Annotated in this window: 21 protein-coding genes; 15 read left to right on the top strand and 6 right to left on the bottom strand. The window is 28.9% G+C overall.

From position 1 onward, the window contains the following. Window positions 1–9: 9 nt before the first annotated feature. Window positions 10–1290 carry a hypothetical protein gene (locus tag ABNT65_RS20700; protein WP_348746775.1) on the bottom strand — a complete coding sequence of 427 codons (1281 nt, stop codon included), beginning with the start codon at window positions 1288–1290 and terminating at the stop codon, window positions 10–12. Window positions 1291–1480: 190 nt separating this feature from the next. Next, the gene (locus ABNT65_RS20705; RefSeq protein ID WP_348746776.1) at window positions 1481–1660 is read right to left on the bottom strand and encodes a hypothetical protein; all 180 of its coding nucleotides are present in this window, start codon (window positions 1658–1660) and stop codon (window positions 1481–1483) included. A 241-nt stretch (window positions 1661–1901) separates the two neighbouring features. On the opposite strand from ABNT65_RS20705, the gene ABNT65_RS20710 reads away from it, so the two are divergent. Further along, window positions 1902–2327 (top strand): hypothetical protein, encoded by a 426-nt coding sequence (locus ABNT65_RS20710; RefSeq protein WP_348746777.1) that lies wholly within the window; start codon window positions 1902–1904, stop codon window positions 2325–2327. A 38-nt stretch (window positions 2328–2365) separates the two neighbouring features. Here the strand turns inward: ABNT65_RS20710 and ABNT65_RS20715 are convergent, their stop codons facing one another. The 3 genes from ABNT65_RS20715 to ABNT65_RS20725 are packed head-to-tail and all read right to left on the bottom strand — an operon-like array spanning window position 2366 to window position 3417. After that, window positions 2366–2533, bottom strand: a complete 168-nt coding sequence (locus ABNT65_RS20715; protein WP_348746778.1) for a hypothetical protein — start codon at window positions 2531–2533, stop codon at window positions 2366–2368. Further along, window positions 2523–3287, bottom strand: coding sequence for a hypothetical protein (locus ABNT65_RS20720; RefSeq protein ID WP_348746779.1), 765 nt, complete (start codon window positions 3285–3287; stop codon window positions 2523–2525). Before ABNT65_RS20720 ends, ABNT65_RS20715 begins: the two co-directional genes overlap by 11 nt. Beyond that, a complete protein-coding gene (locus ABNT65_RS20725; RefSeq protein ID WP_348746780.1) occupies window positions 3241–3417 on the bottom strand; it encodes a hypothetical protein in 177 nt (58 codons plus the stop codon). The genes ABNT65_RS20720 and ABNT65_RS20725 overlap by 47 nt, the downstream gene beginning before the upstream one ends. Window positions 3418–4195: 778 nt before the next feature. On the opposite strand from ABNT65_RS20725, the gene ABNT65_RS20730 reads away from it, so the two are divergent. The 14 genes from ABNT65_RS20730 to ABNT65_RS20795 all read left to right on the top strand — a co-directional run bounded on the left by ABNT65_RS20730 (window position 4196) and on the right by ABNT65_RS20795 (window position 18550). Further along, entirely contained in the window at window positions 4196–4612 is a 417-nt protein-coding gene (locus ABNT65_RS20730; RefSeq protein WP_348746781.1) for a hypothetical protein, read from the top strand. A 318-nt stretch (window positions 4613–4930) separates the two neighbouring features. Next, window positions 4931–5461 carry a hypothetical protein gene (locus tag ABNT65_RS20735; protein ID WP_348746782.1) on the top strand — a complete coding sequence of 177 codons (531 nt, stop codon included), beginning with the start codon at window positions 4931–4933 and terminating at the stop codon, window positions 5459–5461. Between the two features lie 388 nt (window positions 5462–5849). After that, window positions 5850–6605: an isocitrate lyase/phosphoenolpyruvate mutase family protein gene (locus ABNT65_RS20740; RefSeq protein WP_348746783.1), complete on the top strand. Its 756-nt coding sequence runs from the start codon at window positions 5850–5852 to the stop codon at window positions 6603–6605. Between the two features lies 1 nt (window position 6606). Beyond that, the gene (locus tag ABNT65_RS20745; RefSeq protein WP_348746784.1) at window positions 6607–7665 is read left to right on the top strand and encodes a methylated-DNA--[protein]-cysteine S-methyltransferase; all 1059 of its coding nucleotides are present in this window, start codon (window positions 6607–6609) and stop codon (window positions 7663–7665) included. A gap of 551 nt (window positions 7666–8216) precedes the next feature. After that, window positions 8217–10169 (top strand): AAA family ATPase, encoded by a 1953-nt coding sequence (locus ABNT65_RS20750; RefSeq protein WP_348746785.1) that lies wholly within the window; start codon window positions 8217–8219, stop codon window positions 10167–10169. Further along, window positions 10156–11004, top strand: a complete 849-nt coding sequence (locus ABNT65_RS20755; RefSeq protein WP_348746786.1) for an HNH endonuclease — start codon at window positions 10156–10158, stop codon at window positions 11002–11004. The genes ABNT65_RS20750 and ABNT65_RS20755 overlap by 14 nt, the downstream gene beginning before the upstream one ends. Before the next feature lie 426 nt (window positions 11005–11430). Beyond that, window positions 11431–12177 carry an AraC family transcriptional regulator gene (locus ABNT65_RS20760; RefSeq protein ID WP_348746787.1) on the top strand — a complete coding sequence of 249 codons (747 nt, stop codon included), beginning with the start codon at window positions 11431–11433 and terminating at the stop codon, window positions 12175–12177. A gap of 66 nt (window positions 12178–12243) precedes the next feature. Further along, on the top strand, window positions 12244–12783 hold the full coding sequence (locus ABNT65_RS20765; RefSeq protein WP_348746788.1) for a dihydrofolate reductase family protein: 540 nt from the start codon (window positions 12244–12246) through the stop codon (window positions 12781–12783). Window positions 12784–13041: 258 nt separating this feature from the next. Beyond that, window positions 13042–13854 (top strand): AraC family transcriptional regulator, encoded by an 813-nt coding sequence (locus ABNT65_RS20770; RefSeq protein ID WP_348746789.1) that lies wholly within the window; start codon window positions 13042–13044, stop codon window positions 13852–13854. Window positions 13855–13918: 64 nt separating this feature from the next. Then, window positions 13919–15169, top strand: a complete 1251-nt coding sequence (locus ABNT65_RS20775; protein WP_348746790.1) for a hypothetical protein — start codon at window positions 13919–13921, stop codon at window positions 15167–15169. A 278-nt stretch (window positions 15170–15447) separates the two neighbouring features. Then, complete coding sequence (locus ABNT65_RS20780; protein WP_348746791.1) at window positions 15448–16074, top strand: murein L,D-transpeptidase catalytic domain-containing protein; 627 nt, start codon at window positions 15448–15450, stop codon at window positions 16072–16074. A gap of 13 nt (window positions 16075–16087) precedes the next feature. Further along, window positions 16088–16774, top strand: a complete 687-nt coding sequence (locus tag ABNT65_RS20785) for a suppressor of fused domain protein (protein ID WP_348746792.1) — start codon at window positions 16088–16090, stop codon at window positions 16772–16774. A 12-nt stretch (window positions 16775–16786) separates the two neighbouring features. Then, a complete protein-coding gene (locus ABNT65_RS20790; protein ID WP_348746793.1) occupies window positions 16787–17266 on the top strand; it encodes a hypothetical protein in 480 nt (159 codons plus the stop codon). Window positions 17267–17734: 468 nt separating this feature from the next. Continuing rightward, on the top strand, window positions 17735–18550 hold the full coding sequence (locus ABNT65_RS20795; RefSeq protein ID WP_348746794.1) for an arylamine N-acetyltransferase family protein: 816 nt from the start codon (window positions 17735–17737) through the stop codon (window positions 18548–18550). 185 nt (window positions 18551–18735) lie between these two features. Here the strand turns inward: ABNT65_RS20795 and ABNT65_RS20800 are convergent, their stop codons facing one another. Continuing rightward, the gene (locus ABNT65_RS20800) at window positions 18736–19674 is read right to left on the bottom strand and encodes a sterol desaturase family protein (RefSeq protein ID WP_348738264.1); all 939 of its coding nucleotides are present in this window, start codon (window positions 19672–19674) and stop codon (window positions 18736–18738) included. Between the last annotated feature and the right edge of the window lie 49 nt (window positions 19675–19723).

Here is a 19723-nt window from a genome sequence, read left to right on the forward strand (position 1 = left end):
CAAATATAATTAATTACAATCTGTTTTTGCTCCAATCAAGCTTGTTAAATAGGGAGCAGGACTTCTAATGCTAAAAGGTGCGTCAGGAGTCATTCTTCCACCATAAACAGCTAAAGCGGTTTGTATACTCTGTTTAAAAAAATCACCTACTTGCTCTTTAGAAGCTCTTGGGTTTATTCCATAATAAACATCTGTAGCTCTAATAGCTGCAGTTATAGCTTTGGCTGTATTATTAGCAGCTTGTCCATTGGTTATTCCAGTAGGCATTGTAAAGTAAACTATAGGGAAGTTTGAGGTTACTTCATAGGCTTTAATTCTTCCATCGCTCGTTACTTCTAAACTATAAAAAGTATGTTTAAAGTCTTTTACTCCACAAGCTCGTTGTAAAGAACCCGGAGGCTGGGCATATTCAAAACTTCTACAATCCGCTCCTAAAAGTGGGTTGTCTTCTTCGGATGGGACTTCAGGATTATCATTAAGTGTACTTACCGTGGGAATATATAGTGGAGGTGTACAAGTACCATCAGGATAACATCTTTCTTCTTGTGATGAATATACGTATACAGGTCCTGGGTTTGCACCAAAAGCTGAACTACTCACGCTCCCTCCACCACCACTTCCTTGTGAGGTTGTACTAGTATGAAAAGTAGCTTTTATTGGTTGCCCTTGATTTGGGCAAATCATGGTTGTTATAGTACCTCCAGGATTTGCAGTACTTACTTGTACCCAGTTGCCATTGTTATAATATCCGCATTCACAAGTTGGAGGTGATTCAATAGTAATAAAGGTGCAGTTATTATTCCTATTGTATGTTTTATTTTTAGTTTTAACATTTTTCTCTTTTTCGTCTGCTATTTTTTGAAGGCTTATTTTATTTCCGGATGTAGATGTTTTTAGTATATATTTAGTTAGTCCTTTATTGTTTTTTTCAATAATTAAATAATAAAGGTATTTTTTATCTATATAGCTTAATGGTTCTATGGGGATTGAATAAGTAAGCTGATCTTTTATTTTACTTGTTAATACATAGTTTTGTAATAATTTAAATTTTATTTCTTCATTAGAGCTTTTAAAGTAGTTATAATTTGTTGCATCAAGTATTTTTAAATTACTCTCTTTAATTATTGAGGTATCTAAAAAATCATTATAGCTTACAACAGCTACAGACTTTTTAATTTTTAAAGTTTCTACTTTTTCTGTAGTACTACAATTTTTAAGTGTAAATGAAATTATAATTAAGAATATTAAAGTTTTTATAGAGTTAAAGTTTTTTATTCTTTTTTTCTTCATGATTTCTAAAGATTTTAGGAGTATGGTAAGTTGTTTTTGTATAATTAATTATATTTAGGTCAACTAAAAGGCGTGCAACCGATATTGTGTACTAAACCAAACACTAAGCACACCTAATAGTTGACCATTTCAAGGAAAGAACAGTTAATTACAATTATAAGTACCCTTCTAAACTTATAAAAGCACTAACCTAATTAGGAAATACAAACAAGGGTACTGAGCCTTGTTTTTGTATTTCACGGGCGTCACTCAACGTATCAATGATTTCCTTCTGCAAAACTACATTTTGTACATCATCACTATACACACTGGCATAGGCTTCTACAATAGCTAACAATCTGTAATGATTGTGAAGTATGTTTGTTTTCATAAAGTATGGGGATTGGTTGCTGATGGTTTGGGTAGTTGATAAACATTTTTAGTTATTAATAAGGTTACTTTCTTTATTCTTTTATTGTATACATGCCTGTACGTCTTATATACGCAAGTTGTACCTCTTAAAAGGTTATATTTACATATATTTGTTAGCAACGTTTGACATTTCAAATATACAACAAAAAAAGTGTAAAACAACTTTTTTAGTGTATGTTTTAAAAAAAATATTCTTTACGATGGATATTAGGATTAAAAAATCTATTGAGGTTATACATTTTATAGTAGAAGATTTGGCACTGGGTAATGTAAAAAAATTATCAGAAGAATTAGGTTTTGATAGACCTGAAAGGCTTTATAAAATAGTAAGAGGAAAATCGGCTATTAGTAGAAATTTAGCATCTATTATTCATGAAAAATATCCACAATATTCAATAGAGTGGTTGTTAACAGGCGTAAAGGCTAAGGAGGAAACAACACTGTATTTTGAAAAAGAAGGAGTAAAAGTTACCATAGATGAATTGGCTGCTTTTGTAGTAGCTAATGAAGAAGCTTTTATGAAACAAAAAGTATTTGCTAATATGGTAGGGATTAAAGTAGCTAAAAAAGTGGCACAAATTACTGCCTCTAAAGAAGATTTATTAGCATATTTAAAAAGTGAATAATACACTTTTTAAATTGTATAAGTTGTTTTTTAATAAGTCTATAAAAAATACTTGTTTAAGTTTTGAATAGAAATGGCTTTGTATTTGGCTATTTCATCTTCCTGTTTTTTTATAATAACCTCTAATTGTTCCTCTTTATCTTTAATAGGAATTTGAGCCGTTTGCTGTAGCTGTTCTATAACTTTCTTTTTCTTTTTACTTTCCATTTTTTGATACTTTATCTAATAATTCCCATTTTTCATGCTCCTTATCTTCTTTGGTGTTTTTTAATACATGTGATACCAAATCACGAATGTTTTCCAATAGTTTTTCTTCAATAACAAAAGTTCTTCTTAAAAAGTGATATATAAAGTAAGATAGCGGTACTAAAACAGCAAGTATGTATAAGGTATAAATAGAAAGAGAAAAATCATTAGAGGTTTTAAATATAGCATGGTATAACCAAAATAAAGAAACTAAAATAAACCCCATTGAGGCATGTGGTTCATACCATTTTAATAAACCAGCTCTTTTTAAACGGGCATCTTTAATAGCTAAAAAGCTGGCACATATAAAAAGAGAAAGTAATACACCAAATAACCATAACCAATAGTTAAGACTTCCTCTACCATTAAAAGCAAATTCGTGAGTATATAGTTTTCGTTTTTTACTAATTTCTCTAAAGGCGGTAATACGTGCTTTTTCGTTGGTTGCTTTGATGGAAAAGTAAGCTTCTTTTGTAATCAAGTTGTTTTTAAATAAACTATCATGCACATATTCCTTATGGTTCCAAAATTGTTTAAGAGTAGCTCTTTCCTTATTGAGTTTATATATTTTAGGGTTTTTACTAGTAGGAGTAAAAAATTTATGAGGAAAAGATGCTGTTATTCCAATAACTAAAAAAATAACAGCTACTATACTCCTTGAATATTTTTTAGCCTTCTCCGTCGTCGTCTGGGTCGGAATCTTTAATTGTTCCATCATCTCCTGGTTCAATGAATTGGACTCTTTGTTGTTCTCTACTTTCAACTTCTTCTAATGTATTATCTGTACAACTAGCCAGTACTAACATACCTATTATAGCGCTTATAATTAATGTTACTTTTTTCATGTTTACATTGGTTTTTTTTATTAATAACTAATGTAAATATACTATGAAATAACAGAGGGTGTAAGTGTTTTTGTGTTGGTTATTAGTTAGTTGTTGTGTTTTTGTAAGCTTCAAACATAAAGGGTTTTTGTGTGAATTGCAATACTCAGTTTCCCTGAAATGTATCTAAGGGTTTTCCCTTAATATTAGTTGTTTTTTGCCTTTGGCTGTTAGCTTTGAGCCATTGGCTTTTGGCTAACTGTATGTGAAAAGATTGCTTCGATGCCTTGTAGTGACGTTGAGTTGTGTCATTCCGAACGTAGTTTACGAAGTGAAGGAATCTTTTTATCAATTTTCTGTAATGTAGTTATTAGTTTTTAATTAGTAGTAACTTAAAACTTATCATTTAAAATAAAAAGATCACTTCTTTTCACTGCGTTACAATCGTGATGACATTGTTTAAAATTTTACTGTCATTCCGAGTGTCGACTGTAAGGAGATGTATCGAGAACAATTCCGAATATGAAAATTCCTCGATAAAAAAGAGTTTCAATTGTATTACAAATAATTTCAAGGGTAGTACATTTTAGTGTTAAAAAGGAGCATTACCAGTTACATATAAGTCAACTCATAAATAAACTACCCTTGTGCAAGGCATTTTTGCTATTAAAAAGACTGAATGTTAAAAAAATATTAAACAAAGGTTAAAACTAGTTGAGGTTGTTGTACTTATTGAATTCTGTTTTATATTAGCGTACCTCTTAAAAGAAAAATTGTTAATCATTAATTATTTTATATCATGGAATTAGACGTAAGTTTATTGACCACCGTTGCAGAATGTGAAACTGCTATTGAAATTACTCAAGCCGAAAAAACGCTATTGGAAAGAAGATTGCGAAATCTAGGAGAATCTTTAGAGGGAAAATCTTCCAAAACAGTAGAAGTAAAAGAAGGAATTGTAAGTGTACAAGCCATTATAACTGGGTACCAAGCAGCCTTAGAGGTAATTAGCGACGCTAAAGAAAAACGAAATTTGGAGTTAAAAATTGAACGTGAAGAAACCAAATTAAAATCGTTACAAAACAGAGATGCTAATTATAGTGCGGTAGATGTAATTGAAAGCCAGTTAAACCACCAGCAATTAGATTCACAAATACCTGTTTTAGAAGCAGCTATTTCACAATTAGAAGCGCGTAAAGCAGTCTTAACTGCTTAGTGTATTGTAGCCTAACGTATTATGTTGGGCTTTTTTGGAGGCCATTTGTACAAGAAAATTTTTCAGAAAAAAAAGTTTGTACAGGTCTGTACAAGAAAAAAAATGCAAAAAAAAAGTTTGTACAGCAAATGCTTGTACACCGTTGTACAAGAAAATTTTTCAGAAAAAAAAGTTTGTACAAGTCTGTACAAGAAAAAAAATGACAAAAAAAAGTTTGTACAGCAAATGTTTGTACACCGTTGTACAAGAAAATTTTTTAGAGAAAAAAGTTTGTACAAGATTTTTCTAGGAAGATTACTAAAATAAAATTGCAAAAAAATGCTAAACAGTATTAAACTACATTATAATATAACCACTACTATTTTGGCTAAATATTTACGCAGCTCTTATAGTTTTGTTAACTCGTTAGTTGTTGGGCGTAGGCAAATGAGTTTGCCACATTACCAAGCTTTGATTCCTTTGCACAATGCCTTAGCATTAAAACTACCAGTAACCGAGCTTTCTGGGGCTATTAATTTTATAGAAGTAGAGGAGAAGAAGTGTATTGAACACTTAGAAAAATACGCTAAAAAAATAACCGAAAGTATAGAGAAGCGTAAAGAAACCTTGCAGGCCTTAGAGCTTACCCGATTAAACTGGTTACGAGGTATCCATGCTTGTAATGAGTTGTTAAAAACAAACTTAACACAAGAGCAACAACATTGGATAGGTTTGCGTAAATCGCACTTAGAAATTCGATTAAAAGAGCGATCGTTAGTTAAGGTATTGCAAATTCAGAGTGAAGTAAATGGGCTAGAAGCACAGTATACCTTTTTATTGGAGGAAATTAAACGTTTAAAAGCCAAGTAATATAGTTTAGTAATGTTTTTATAGTAAAAAATAAGAGGTGCTCAGTTATGTTAGATTGAGTACTTGCAGGAACCTAAAATTGAAAACTTTATACGCTATGGGAATATTGGAAAAAAGTTTAGATTTAAATTGTTCCGAATTTGTAACAGTTCCTTTTTTTATTATTAATTTTAACAGAAATGAAATCAAAATAAAAACAGCAGACAAAAGGTTCTGAATTTCATTACACAAATTATTTTTCTTAATGATCACTACACGAATAATTTATGTAACCACACAACGCTAAATTTAGACCTTATACGTTTTGTGCAAGCAAAAAAAATACTCGTCCAATTTTCGGTTGCTGACTAAATTTTATCATAGTTACTTTGCATCAAAACATAAAAAGATGGAGTTTAGAAATTTACACAGCCAAGATAAACCTTTATTAATTGGAAATGTTTGGGATGTACCAAGTGCAAAAACAGCCGAAAAGTTAAACTTTCAAGCAATTGGAACTTCGAGTTCCGCAATTGCATCAATTTTAGGGTATAAAGATGGTGAAGAAATGGAATTTTCTGAATTGGAATATTTCGTAAAGAAGATTGCTATAAACACAAACTTACCTTTGTCAGTTGATTTAGAATCGGGATATAGTCGCAAACCAAAAGAAATTGTTAATCATATTAAAAGATTAGCAAAATTAGGAGTTGTTGGAATTAATATCGAAGATAGTGTTGTTAACGAAAAACGGATTTTATTAAACGCTAAAGACTTCGCAAAGACACTTAAAGAAATAAAGAGGGAATTAAAAAAGGAAAATATTGATGTTTTTATAAATGTGAGAACAGATACATTTATTTTACTTCAAGATAATGTAATTGAAGAAACAAAAAAAAGAATTCAACTTTATCAAAATGCTGGAGCAAATGGAATTTTCGTTCCTTGTATTGAGAAAGAAAATGACATTAAAGCAATAGTCGAATCAACAGATTTACCAATTAATGTAATGTGTATGCCTAACCTTCCAAATTTTGAGACATTAGCAAAATTAGGTGTAAAACGAATAAGTATGGGGAATTTCCTTTTTGACAAGATGTATGATAAATTTGAAGAAAGTTTACAAACTGTTATAAATCAAAGTTCATTTAAGTCAATATTTTAAAATGCTGATTACAGACAATAACAAAATCGAAACTTATTATCAAGCTCTGTTAGATAGAAAACAGAGCTTTGTAGGTATTTTCTTTGTAGGTGTAAAAACCACTTCCGTTTTTTGTATTGCAACTTGCCGAGCAAGAAAACCAAAATTGAAAAATGTAGAGTTTTATACTTCATTTAAGGAGGCTTTGGATAATGGATATAGACCTTGTAAAATTTGTAAACCAACGGAAAATGCAAATCAAGCACCTGAACAAGTCGAGAAAGCTATTATATTGGTAAAAGAAAATCCTAAAGACAAAATAACCGACTTTCAATTAAGAAAAAAAGGAATTAGTCCAGAGGTTGTGCGTAGATGGTTTAAAAATAATTATGGTATGACTTTTCAAGCATATCAAAGAATGTATAGAATAAACAATGCCTTTCAAGAACTGAAAAAAGGAAAGAATGCTACAGATACTGCTTTTGACACAAGTTACGAATCGTTAAGTGGTTTTGGGTACACTTTTAAAAAACTTGTAGGTAAATCACCAAAACAAATTAAAGATAAAAACATAATACTTATTAACAGACTTACAACACCTTTAGGTCCAATGTTTGTTTGTGCAACAGATAATGGAATCTGTTTATTGGAATTTGTTGACAGAAGAATGCTCGAAACAGAATTTAAAGATTTACAAAAATTATTGAAGGCTAATATTATTTTGGGCGAGAACGAACACATCAAACAAGTTAAGAAAGAGATTAAAGAATATTTTGAGGGGGTAAGAAAAAAATTTGACGTAAAACTTGAAACACCTGGAACTGATTTTCAAAATTCAGTTTGGAATTGTTTACAACAAATAGAATACGGAACAACAATAACTTATCAAAAACAAGCAGAAAAAATCAACAAACCAAAAGCAATTAGAGCAGTTGCGTCCGCAAATGGTAACAATAGAACTTCTATTATTATACCTTGTCATAGAGTAATTGGGAAAGATGGAAAAATGACTGGATATGGTGGAGGAATTGAGCGAAAGAAATGGCTAATTGAACACGAACGGAAGAATGCCTGTAAATAAAACATAATATTACCAAAAGATTTTGTAAGAATAACTACTGAAAAAATATGCTATCAAAATAAAGTCTGTTGTATATCCAAAATGATCACTAAAAGAGCTAGTATGCTGTAAATGTAAAAGTGGTCTTATAAAGAATACTAAAATAATACTCCCTATTAGAGCTGACCCTATATTAATAATTTAGAAAAGCTATAGAAAATAAAAATAGTACATAATCAATTGATAAAACTACCAGAAAACCTTCTTTTTTCTGATAAATAAACTTGTGCTCAAAAACAAAATAAACTAGTAGAACCAAACAACAAACAGTATAAAAACTCCTTATTTTTTATAATGGCTATATAAATCAGAATAACACAGAAAAATTGATCTTCTATTAGTAAAATAATTTAAATTTGGTAAACAGAAAAAAAGGGGGTAATCCTCATAATAAACCATAGGTAAAATGATACCGCATAGTTCAACTACGGGTTAAATCAAAATGCGCCTGCGGCTTATATGATTTAATCCTATAATGTTGTATGCAATTAAAAAACAGAAGAATTCAATAAGTGAAATTGACAAAAAAAATAAGGTTAAATATCCTGAGAATGCTTCTATCAGAACAGGATTTATTTGGTGAATCTCAAGATGATATTAATATAATTGAGTTTTTGGATGAGATGCTTGACTTAAAATCTCTTCCCTCTGAAGATAGTAGGTATAACAATGCTTATGATGACGCCTTTCAGCATTTAGTTAATAATTACGATTGGGAGTACGAATATGTTCTTACAGAGAGATTCAATATTGTCGATGAACTTGATGTTTTTCTTTCCTTTTTGAATAAGATTATTCATCCAAATATTAGAAATAATGATGATGACATTACGAGGTATTATTTATTAATCAACCCATATTTAGAAAAGGAAAATTTAACCTATTCCCTTGAATCATATACTGAAGAAGGCTTACCAGTTTATGTTGTTAAGGAAATAGACATAAAGAATGTAGTACCTTCTACAATAATTGAAAATAAAATTCCATTTTTCATTGATAATAATCCTGATGGATTTTATGATTATAAAGACACCCACAGAACTCCAGATTTATTCCCTTGTTTTGTTTTATCAAATAATAGTGGATGGAATGATTATGGTAATAGGTCAACGTACTATTTATATTTTTACCCAAACAGAGATGAATGCTTAAAAATAGGTTCTGTAAAAATTATTCATCAAGAAATAGATAACACTCCTGATATTTTAAATGAGAGCTTTACTGTATTAAATGAAAACTTTAGTTCTCTCGGTACAGAGTATAGCTACTATGAAAATTTAAAATCAATATTTGATAAGACTTATGACAGTATTTTTTGGGCATTAAAGGATATTGCAATATTTCCCGACATTTTAGAGGAATTTGAAAATCACTATTATTTTAGAAATTCTTTAATAAGGTATGATGAGCAAGAGCAGTTATTACGTGAAGTAAAGTATCGTCTTTATGATTACAACCTTAAAAACCTCTATAGTTTCCAGTATTCGTTCAAACCTAAATTTGCCGATGAACCAATAGATGTACATTTTGATTTTGATGCAAATAGAGCTATCCCAAGTAGAATTTTCGCATTAATTGGTAAAAATGGAACAGGAAAAACTCAATTAATTACTTCACTGCCAATTGATATTTCGAAGAAGAACAATGATGTTTTTACTCCAAAAACACCATTATTTAGTAAGGTAGTAGCGGTTTCATATAGCGCATTCGACTCATTTGATATTCCTAAAAAAACTGCGGATTTTAATTATGTCTATTGTGGTCTAAAGGATTCCAAAGGGGAACTTTACAGTGAAAAAGGTCTAAAATTAAGATTTCATAGCTCTTGGAAAAAAATAGCTACTAATAGAAGATTTGATAAATGGCTTAATTTACTTCCTTTCTTTTTAGACCAAGAACTTATTAATGAATTTATAGTTGAAACAGAAGTTTCTTGGGAGTACACAGTTGATATAAAAGGCTTTAATAGCGTTAGTAAAAAACTTAGTTCCGGTCAAAGTATTCTCTTGTATATAATTACAGAGATTGTTGCAAATATTCGTTATGCTTCATTAGTTATTTATGATGAGCCAGAAACACATCTGCATCCCAATGCTATATCTCAATTAATAAATGCTATATATAACCTTACTAATGAATTTCAATCTTATTGTATCTTAGCGACTCACTCACCACTTATAGTTAGGGAACTCCTTTCAAGCAATGTTTATATTATGGATAGAGAAGAATCCGTTTTAAGTGTTAGAAAGCCGATTTCAGAAACATTTGGTGAAAACCTGACAGTAATTACTGAAGATATTTTTGGCAACAATAGTATTCCTAATCAATACAAAAAGATATTAACTCGTTTAGTTAAATCAGGTAAATCGTATGATGAAATAGTATCGTTAATCTCATCTGAAAATATTCCATTGAGCCTTAATACGAGAATCTATTTAAAAAGTATAATTGATGAGAAATCTTAATGTATACAATGATAGCACATCAGATTTCTTAGATGAGGTTATAGCATCAAAAAGAAATTCTTCGAAAGACCCTGATTATAAACAAAGAGTAAATCTACTTTCTCCTAATATAAAAGTGCTTTATAATAATTACGATACGGCTCATAATACAAATAATCACGTAAGTTTAATTCCAAATGGGTATGTAAATCAAGAAAAAGAGGATCTATTAAAACTATATACTTCAGGCAATTCACGTTTAGTAAAATTAAAAAATAGCATTACGACTGTTTTAGATAATAGAGCTATGAACACTTGTCAATATTGTACTATTGCACCAGTTGGCTCCTTAGACCATATTGTTCCTAAAGGTGAGTTTCCCGAATTTTCAGTTAACCCAAAGAATTTATTACCTGCGTGTACCACTTGTAACAGCCATAAAAATGAAAATTGGAAAGAGAATAATAAAACTATTTTCCTAAATCTTTATACGGACATTTTACCAAATGACCAGTATTTATTTGTCGATTTGGTTATCACTGCAAATAACATACAACCAACTTTTGAATTACGGAATATTAATAATATAAATCCTGATTTTTTTGATTTATTAGAGAATCACTATTCACGTTTACACTTACCTCAAAGATTTAAAAAAGAGAGCCATAAAATTATATCAGAGTTGACAAACTTAATATCTGCAAGTAGTCGTCTTCTTGATGAAAACCAAATCAAACAACTCGTCTTAACCAAAATTAATGATGATAAATCTGTATTTGGTAGTAATTACTATAAATCAATTTTAGAAGAAACTTTAATAAATAATCAAACCTATTTAAATAGTGTATTAATATAAAAACTGCATACAATAACTAAGCGTATGGCGTGCTGATAGGTTAACGCTATATATATGTCTTGTTGACTGATCCAGAATATGGTAAGGGGTAAAACGACTTTTTTAGCTATTTTATTTTCAGTTATTTAGTGGCAATTTTTTAGATTTATTTATGAGTTTTTATATTTTGATTTTAAATCATTTAAAAACAAACACTACAAATTCAAGTCACTTTTGTGCCTGTTTTAAAAGTCCATATTTATTCTTTTTATTTTTCCCCAGCTCTCCCACGAATCTTTTCATGTGGTGATTATGAGTAAGAAACAATATAAAGAGAAATAGGTATTTTAGATGATATTATTATTTTTAGAAAATTAATATGCATAAGGTTTTATGATTTAATCTTATAATGTTGATATTCATATAGAAGTAACATCCGAAATTTAATTGAATAATACTAAAACATATTGTCCAAATTATCCGCTTAACCAATTTATAAATGCAATATGGGTAAGTCAATCAGATAATTATGAAATTCAAACAATTCATTACGCACCTTTGTTCACGGAATTGATTTTCAATTATGGTGACTCATTTTCTGTAAATGGGCAAAATGTTGAGGAATTTAATTTTCAGAATAACCATCAAATATTATCGGGGCTAAAAACAAAACCATTTCATACACAAGTTTCGGGCAAGCATCTTAACGTTGGACTCATCTTAAAACCGTTTTGTTATGGATTAATAGCAAAGCAAATTAACAGTTCAATAATTGGAAATTTATCTGAAATCCTGTTTGAACAGTTTTTTATAAAAACAAAACCAGATTTAAAAAAAATTGAAGTAGAGTTGTTTAAATTATTTCAAAACTCACACTTAGAAAATGATTTGATAAAATTTGAGACCTATCTAAATAAAAAAATAGTTGAACCAAAGAGAATAAAGGATTTTAATAAGTTAATTTCGATTTCTCAAAAGAGTTTTATTCAAAAATTCAAGAATACTTTTCATATAGCACCAAACGAATACGTGAGATTAAAACAAGTCAATCACGCAATAATTAAACTTAAAACCAATAAATATAAAAACCTCACAAGTTTAGGTCTTGACTGTGGTTTTTATGACCAATCACATTTTATAAGAACATTTAAAAAATATAGTGGATTAACACCAAAACAATTTATGAAAGGGTAAATTCTGTACAATTTCAAAGCATAGGAATCATTTAATTTTGCATTTAACTTTAAACAAAGTACAGATATGGATAAAAAAAATAAAGTGTTTATAGCAACAAGTTTGGATGGTTATATTGCTGACAAAAAAGGCAGAATTGATTGGTTACAATCTATTCCAAATCCAAACAACAATGATATGGGATATGTAAAATTCTCTAAAGGAATTGACGCACTTGTTATGGGACGAACGACTTTTGAAACCGTAATTAGTTTTGATGTTCCTTGGCCTTACACGAAACCTGTTTTTGTATTGAGTAATAAACTTAAAGAAATACCTGAATCTCATAAAGAAAAGGCTTTTTTAGTTAACGGAACTCTAACAGAAATTTTAGAGCAAATTCACGGAAGAGGATATGAGAGGTTATATATTGATGGAGGAACAACAATTAGAAATTTCTTAAAGGAAGACTTGATTGATGAAATGGTTCTTACGACTATTCCGATTTTATTAGGTGGTGGTTCTTCATTGTTTACTGAATTACCAAACGAGCAGAAGTATGAGTTGATTGAAACAAAAACCTATTTAAACCAAATAGTGCAAAATTGTTATAAGCGGAAAAGATAAAATACGAAAGGTAAACAAAGGTAACCATTGTATAGGATCACGGTTTTGTAAAAAGTAATGTTAAATAAACCTTTTTAAGAAGGGTTTATTTTTTACAAACACAAATATTGAATTAAGGAGCTAAAAAATGAGGTAAACTCTACTTTGCTGTAGCTTTTTCATTTTATTAAAGTATATTGTAATCGGAAAAGTAGTTGCATAAAAAATTGCTAGTGCTTATATACAAAACTATTGACATTTGAACTACAACTAAGATAAATGAATGAATTATTTGAAACGTTTAAGCCACAAAATTCGATTGTTAAAAAATTCGTTGATTATTATTATTTAGACATAAAACCAGATAATGTAACTAGTGAGTTTCAATGTTTTCCTCATTTTAATAATACCATCTCACTTTATAAGTCTCATATTCGCTTAAAAGATAGAGAAATGGTATTTGATAAAAATGCAAAACCGTATCAGATTTTTACACCTTTACGTGAAAATATTTTAACTGTAAAACAATTAGGAAAACTACATAGAGTAGTAGTTGTGTTCCATCCTTTAGGGGTTCAACAGTTTTATAGAGGGTTAGATTTTTCAAATTATATAACAGACGTTAAGTTTTTTTCTGAAAAAGAACTTGAACAACTTTTTTCAACGGAAAAAACAGAAGTTCTCATTAATTTACTTGATAAATTCTTAGAAAAGAGATTAATTAAATTTGATAGCCCGGTAGTAGAAAAATCACTTCAATACATTTTCAACCACTATGAAAATTTTTCAGTATCGGAAATTTCAAAAGAACTTGGAGTTAGTAGACAGCATTTAACTAGAGTTTTTAAATCTCATTTAGGAGTTTCTTTAAAAAAATTTCATGAGATTTTTGTTTTTAGGAAAACTATAAATAAAAAACTTTCTGAAAAATCAAACCAAAATTTTGCAGAAATAGCTTACGAGTTTAACTTTAGTGATCAGTCTCACTTAATTAAAACTTATAAAAACCTTACTAAATATACCCCTAAATCTTTTTTTGATAAAGGAACACTTTTAGATAAGAAATACACCTTTTGGCATCTTAAACCCTAATGTTCCTTTTTTACAATTTTTTTAATGAATACTCTTTTACTTTTGCGTTATTAAAATATAAAACATGTCATTGAAAATAAAGATAGGAATTACGTTTTTAGTACTAATCTTAACTCAAGGAGTATTTGCGCAAAACAAAATTGAGTACTTATCTAAAAACCGAGTTGATTTAAGAAGCGAAAAACCAAACGTAACAGAAACTAACTTTAATATTATTGGATTTGGAGCATTGCATGGTAGTTCTAAACCTTATGAAGCTGAAATAATTTTAGTAAAATCACTACTTGAAAAAGATATGCTAGACTATTACATAATTGAAGCAAATTTTAGTCAAGCATTTTTCGTGCAAAAATATTTAGAAACAGGAGATGAAAAATTGTTAAATAAGTTGACTTATGCTTTTCAAACAATGGTTTCTCAAGAAGGAACTATTCAAACTTATAACCATTGGAAAAACATTCGTGAAATACTAAAAAAACATCCTGAGAAATCAATTAAAGTAATTGGTTGTGATGTGGTTAATGAATATGAGTTTCCCATAAAACATATTCTATTGCTATCAAAAGATGATGGTAATTGGACTCAAAGACAAGTTTTGGAGAAAGCTATTAATCAAGAAGGTTTAAACTTTACTATTTGGAATGAAGAACTAAATGAAAAAGTAAAATCTTTTGTTAAAGATTACCTTTCAAACAAAGAGAAGTATTCTACACAAATTGATGATATATGGACTTTTAACCACATAATTCAAACAATTAATTACAATTTTCAAGAGAGAAGAGAAAGAGAAAAAATAATATTTGACAATTATTTAGTCTTGAAATCAAAATTTAATTTGGAAAACAAAAAACAATTTGCAAAATATGGATATGGACATCTACAAAAGCACAGAGAAGGAAATTATCCGTCATTTTTCACAAGACTAATTGAAAATAATATCTACTCTAGAGAAAATATAATTACTATTATTGGGTATTTGACTAAGAGTAAAGTTCTTTGGGATAAAAAACATGACAAAGAACAGAATTATAAAGGCTACACCACAAAAGCAGGCTTTGGAATTTCAGACTATTGGAAAGAGTATTTTAAAGGGATAAAGAACTTGAAAAAAACAAGATTGTCTGATTTGACTATTTTTAAACTAAACCAAGAAAATTCACCTTATTTGAACGGTACAGATTTAGTTGAAATAAAAATGTTTTTAAAAGACTATAACACGACCAAATTAAGAGGAAAAAATACATTGCAATTTATTGATTATGCAATATTGATTAGCAATTCAAAAGAACAAGTACCGATTGAAGAGATGAAATAAAAATACCATATAATAGTAAGGGGTATAAAAAAAAGTGATTTAATTACTTGTTTGAAAAATTAGTACTCGAATCCTTGTGGAGACTGTAAATTTGTTGTGTATGATGTTGTCTTCTTTAAAATTTATCTGAGCTATAATATTTCCAAACAAAGCAATTTGTATTATAATAATTTATTAGAGATTTCTATTAAAAGCTAAAACGAATAATTTTTAGTTATTTTTGGTAAAAAGCAAGTTAATTATTAGGTATAATAAATTACATAAAAAGAAATTAATCTATGAAGAAAAGAAGTTTGCTAAGAATACTAATTATAGCTATTACGCTGCTAAATTTTAATAGTAAAGACAATAGCCAAGGAGATTTCATTAAACCTATTTTTAATACTAAGTTAAAAGATAAAACAAAGGAAGCCCTTGAGTACTGTAAAAAAAATGGATTGAATACTGAGTTTTGCTTTTTGGTAGATATGAGTATTCACTCAGGGAAAAATAGATTTTTTATTTACAGTTTTAAAAACCAGTCAATTATCAATCAAGGTCTATGTTCTCACGGATGTTGTGATAATCCATGGGGTGTAGATGCTACCAAAACCAATCCCACATTTAGTAATGTAGAAAATAGCCATTGTTCTTCTATTGGAAAATATAAAATAGGAAAAAGAGGGTATAGCAATTGGGGAATACATGTAAATTATAAACTTCACGGATTAGAAAAAACGAACAGCAAGGCTTATTCAAGGTTTATAGTATTGCATTCTTGGAAAATGATTCCAGAAAACGAGCTATATCCGAAAGGAGCACCAGAAGGTTGGGGCTGTCCGGCTGTTTCAAATAAATTAATGAAACAAATAGATGGCTTGTTAAAAAAGAAAAGAAAACCTACTTTGTTGTGGATATACAAATAGAATAGTAAGGAAAATGAGTGTAATACAAAATATAATCGATTCTTTTCAAAACAGAGATTATTTTGAGGAACATTATGAGTGGATAAATGAGCATATTGAAAAATACTTTCCAGATTCAGAAGTAAAAGTTTTTCACGAATTAATGGCTTTAGATTTTAAGATACATGTACATTTGATTAAAACAAAGTCATATAAATTTGATGTTTTGATAACTTCGGGTATGAGCTCTTTAGAAATGGAAATTCCAGAAGAAGTTGAAAATTCAAATGATCTTAAGTTTGCAGAGATAATGATGCTAATTCCTAAAGAAATTGAATTTGAAAAGGTTTACACAGGAGAAAATAAAAATGACTACATCATATCAATGTTAAAACAAGCGGCTAAGTTTCCACATCAAGAGGATAGTTGGATAGGAATAGGGCATTCCATTGTTTATGATGCTAATTTTTTACCATATGGAGATGATACAGCGTTTGTGGGCGGTATAATTTTACCATCAGTAACATTTGATGAAAGTTTTACAAAAATTAAAAAGAAGGGAAGGATTATAAATATTTATAGTTTTTTTCCTTTATATAAAAATGAAATAGAATTCAAAATTAATAATGGTTATAGTGCTTTATTAGATAAAATAATAGAAGAGAATTCGAAAGAAATTTTAAATCCTAAAAGAGAAAACTTAATAAAAAAGAATCTTTAAAAACACGTGGCATTGAAAAAGAAAAAAGAAGCCATAAGGAATCAAATATTAAAAAAGGTAAAGTACTATAGAAATAGTAGAGGAATCGTATTTCTTGACAATCCCAATAAGCAACTTAAAGAAGATATAGTTATAGAAAATAACGAATTAGAGGTTCTTTTGATTAAACTTAAAAGATCAAGAAGAATTCTTGTAACAACGAAACATATCTATTTTATTGATAAAAAAGAAATCACTAAAATTTTAGGGAAAAACATTGAAAGGTTTGATTATATGGAACTTATTAATGGAGAAAAAATAATTGAAGGGAAATCTAAAATTAAAAAAAGGTTACTTCGATTTAAAATGAATTTCAGAATAGGGAATTATAGGGTTATTCAACGTGATGGTTCTTTTACTGAAGTAACAATTTGGAAAACACAATTAGCCGATTGTTTAGATGATTGTATTAAAGCATTAAAATTTGTAGTAAACAAATACGAAGCTATATAAAGTATGGTACTAATTTAGTACATAAACTATACAGCTAACCTTATAATAATCTTAGCATTTTTCTTATTCTTTTCGGGTGACTTTATCAAATTTACACAACTAATTATATTATTGAAAAAACTTGATTTTATCCCTCTTTAAAACAAATTTAATTTCTTAAAAATTTCTGTCCAGTTTATGTAGGTTTAGGTACTTCATAGTTCTTATAGAACAAGTGTATTGGAATGTCTTATTGTTTTTTATTTTAAATAGGTTTTACTTATTTGCAAGTAAGTGTTTCGTATTGAAAATAGTAATACAACCTACTTTTTTAATCTAAGTTTGTAATAGTAGAATAGTAAAATAATTTAATAAAGAAGGGTTGAGTTGTTTTATTAGAATCTAGTTGCATGTTAAAATTCTAGTTTCTAGTTAGAGTGTAAATTAGAATGAAATATGTGATGGTTTAATAATAAAAAGTATACTAATATGAGTAAGTTTATTTTTAACAAAGAGAAATATTTAGAAAGAATAAAATTTCAAGATACGGTAACTGTAAGTTACGAATCTTTAAAAGCTATTCATCGTGCGCAACATTTAACAATTCCGTTTGAAAATTTTGATATTTGTTTAGGACGTAGCATTAATTTAGAGCCAATGGATATTGTAAATAAATTAATTGATAGAAAAAGGGGAGGTTATTGTTTTGAATTAAATGGACTTTTGCTAATGGCACTTAACTCTTTTGGGTTTGATGCACGTCCATTACTAAGTAGAGTACATGTAACAGGAAAGCCAACAGGAAGAGGACATCAAATGACATTGGTAACTATTGAAGAAAAAAAGTGGATTGTAGATTTAGGCTTTGGTTCTAATTCACCACTATTGCCTATTCCTTTAGTTTTTAATAAAGTTATATCTTATGAAAACAATTCGTATAGATTAATAGATAGTAAACTATATGGTTATATGCTTCAGAAAAAAGAAATAGAGGAGTGGAAAGACTTATATAGTTTTGATTTAAGTTTTATATATGATGGAGATATTGAATACGGAAATCATTTTAGCTCAACAAGTAAAAATTCTTTTTTTACAAATAAAAGAGTTGCTGCCATTCCAGTAAAAAATGGAATTATAACCTTATTAGATACCAAATTAAAACGAATGATAAACGGTAAAGAAGAGATGTTTGAAATAGAAGAAGGAAATGCATATTTAGAGATGTTAAATAAAGAGTTTGGAATTGAAATAGATGCAAAATATGATGATTTAAAACCGTTAAATTTAGAGCTTTTAAATAGTTAAATATCTAGAAAAAAAGTTATGTTTTAAGAAAGGTTAAATACTATTCGCTCGGAGCGTGTATTAAAAGAGAAAGCAGATTTGTAATCTGTAAAAGCTAAGTTATTATTACGGGTTAACCTCGATATATAACAGAAAATAAAAACCCAAGAGCAACACTCTTGGGTTTTTAGATATATCATTTACAATTACGCTACTTTCTTATTCGCTGTTTTTTTAACACTTGTTTCTCGTAGCTCTTTTTGTAATTCCTTACTTGTTTTTGAACTACCATCATGACTCCAGCCTGGAGGCATAAAAACATACTTTATTCTGGTAGCTATTGGTAAATCTTTTTTACGAACAAAGAAGTCTTTAAAAATTTCTTTCCATTCATGGAAAATTACATTAATAGGGCCTCTGTCTTCTAAATCTTTTGTTAAACCAAACTTTAATTTCTCATACTCCATTTCATCTTCCTCTGCTTGAAACGTACCAAAAATTCGATCCCAAATAATTAATACCATTCCCATGTTTTTATCTAAATACTTAGTGTTAGAAGCATGGTGAACTCTATGATGTGAAGGCGTTACAAAAATATAACCCCATAAACCTAATTTACTTTTAATAAAATTAGTATGACAAAGTGTTCCGTAGTTTTGATTCATAGCATAAGCAAACATAATATGTAAGGGTTCAATACCTGCAAAAGCTAAGGGTAAGAAAAACATATAACGGAATAATGGTTGTAAAACAGGCGATCTAAATCCTGTAGTAATATTGTAAAATTCTGAGTTATGATGTGTAACGTGTACCGCCCAGAAAAAACGTGAGTGATGATCTACATAATGGTGGATATAATACAAGAAATCTTGTCCTATAAAAGCGACCAACCAATATACTAAAGAACTATCCCAAGTAATAAAGCGGTATTGGTAACACAAGCCCATTACTAAGAAAGAAAATCCTTTCATTAGTAAATCTAGACTAAAGTTTACCAAGGCAAAATATACATTGGTAGAAGTATCCTTAAATTCGTAGTTTTTAGCCTTTGCTCTGTAGCTAAAATACATTTCAATTAAAATAACTAACAGAAAAAAAGGCGCACTCCAAAAATAAAGGGTGTCTTGATTTAATATGTCAAACATAGTATAAACTTTAAAATTTAAGCATGTTTACATGCTTGTAAACCACTAT

Origin of the sequence: Tenacibaculum sp. 190524A02b (genome assembly GCF_964036645.1) — a bacterium.
Taxonomy (GTDB): Bacteria; Bacteroidota; Bacteroidia; order Flavobacteriales; family Flavobacteriaceae; genus Polaribacter; species Polaribacter vairaonense.

Coding starts and splice junctions, on each gene's coding strand:
- ABNT65_RS20710 (WP_348746777.1), top strand. CDS start 1,902: ATGGATATTAGGATTAAAAAATCTATTGAGGTTATACATTTTATAGTA.
- ABNT65_RS20775 (WP_348746790.1), top strand. CDS start 13,919: ATGTCATTGAAAATAAAGATAGGAATTACGTTTTTAGTACTAATCTTA.
- ABNT65_RS20755 (WP_348746786.1), top strand. CDS start 10,156: ATGAGAAATCTTAATGTATACAATGATAGCACATCAGATTTCTTAGAT.
- ABNT65_RS20800 (WP_348738264.1), bottom strand. CDS start 19,674: ATGTTTGACATATTAAATCAAGACACCCTTTATTTTTGGAGTGCGCCT.
- ABNT65_RS20715 (WP_348746778.1), bottom strand. CDS start 2,533: ATGGAAAGTAAAAAGAAAAAGAAAGTTATAGAACAGCTACAGCAAACG.
- ABNT65_RS20725 (WP_348746780.1), bottom strand. CDS start 3,417: ATGAAAAAAGTAACATTAATTATAAGCGCTATAATAGGTATGTTAGTA.
- ABNT65_RS20795 (WP_348746794.1), top strand. CDS start 17,735: ATGAGTAAGTTTATTTTTAACAAAGAGAAATATTTAGAAAGAATAAAA.
- ABNT65_RS20745 (WP_348746784.1), top strand. CDS start 6,607: ATGCTGATTACAGACAATAACAAAATCGAAACTTATTATCAAGCTCTG.
- ABNT65_RS20770 (WP_348746789.1), top strand. CDS start 13,042: ATGAATGAATTATTTGAAACGTTTAAGCCACAAAATTCGATTGTTAAA.
- ABNT65_RS20735 (WP_348746782.1), top strand. CDS start 4,931: ATGCTAAACAGTATTAAACTACATTATAATATAACCACTACTATTTTG.
- ABNT65_RS20780 (WP_348746791.1), top strand. CDS start 15,448: ATGAAGAAAAGAAGTTTGCTAAGAATACTAATTATAGCTATTACGCTG.
- ABNT65_RS20785 (WP_348746792.1), top strand. CDS start 16,088: ATGAGTGTAATACAAAATATAATCGATTCTTTTCAAAACAGAGATTAT.
- ABNT65_RS20705 (WP_348746776.1), bottom strand. CDS start 1,660: ATGAAAACAAACATACTTCACAATCATTACAGATTGTTAGCTATTGTA.
- ABNT65_RS20765 (WP_348746788.1), top strand. CDS start 12,244: ATGGATAAAAAAAATAAAGTGTTTATAGCAACAAGTTTGGATGGTTAT.
- ABNT65_RS20700 (WP_348746775.1), bottom strand. CDS start 1,290: ATGAAGAAAAAAAGAATAAAAAACTTTAACTCTATAAAAACTTTAATA.
- ABNT65_RS20730 (WP_348746781.1), top strand. CDS start 4,196: ATGGAATTAGACGTAAGTTTATTGACCACCGTTGCAGAATGTGAAACT.
- ABNT65_RS20740 (WP_348746783.1), top strand. CDS start 5,850: ATGGAGTTTAGAAATTTACACAGCCAAGATAAACCTTTATTAATTGGA.
- ABNT65_RS20720 (WP_348746779.1), bottom strand. CDS start 3,287: ATGGAACAATTAAAGATTCCGACCCAGACGACGACGGAGAAGGCTAAA.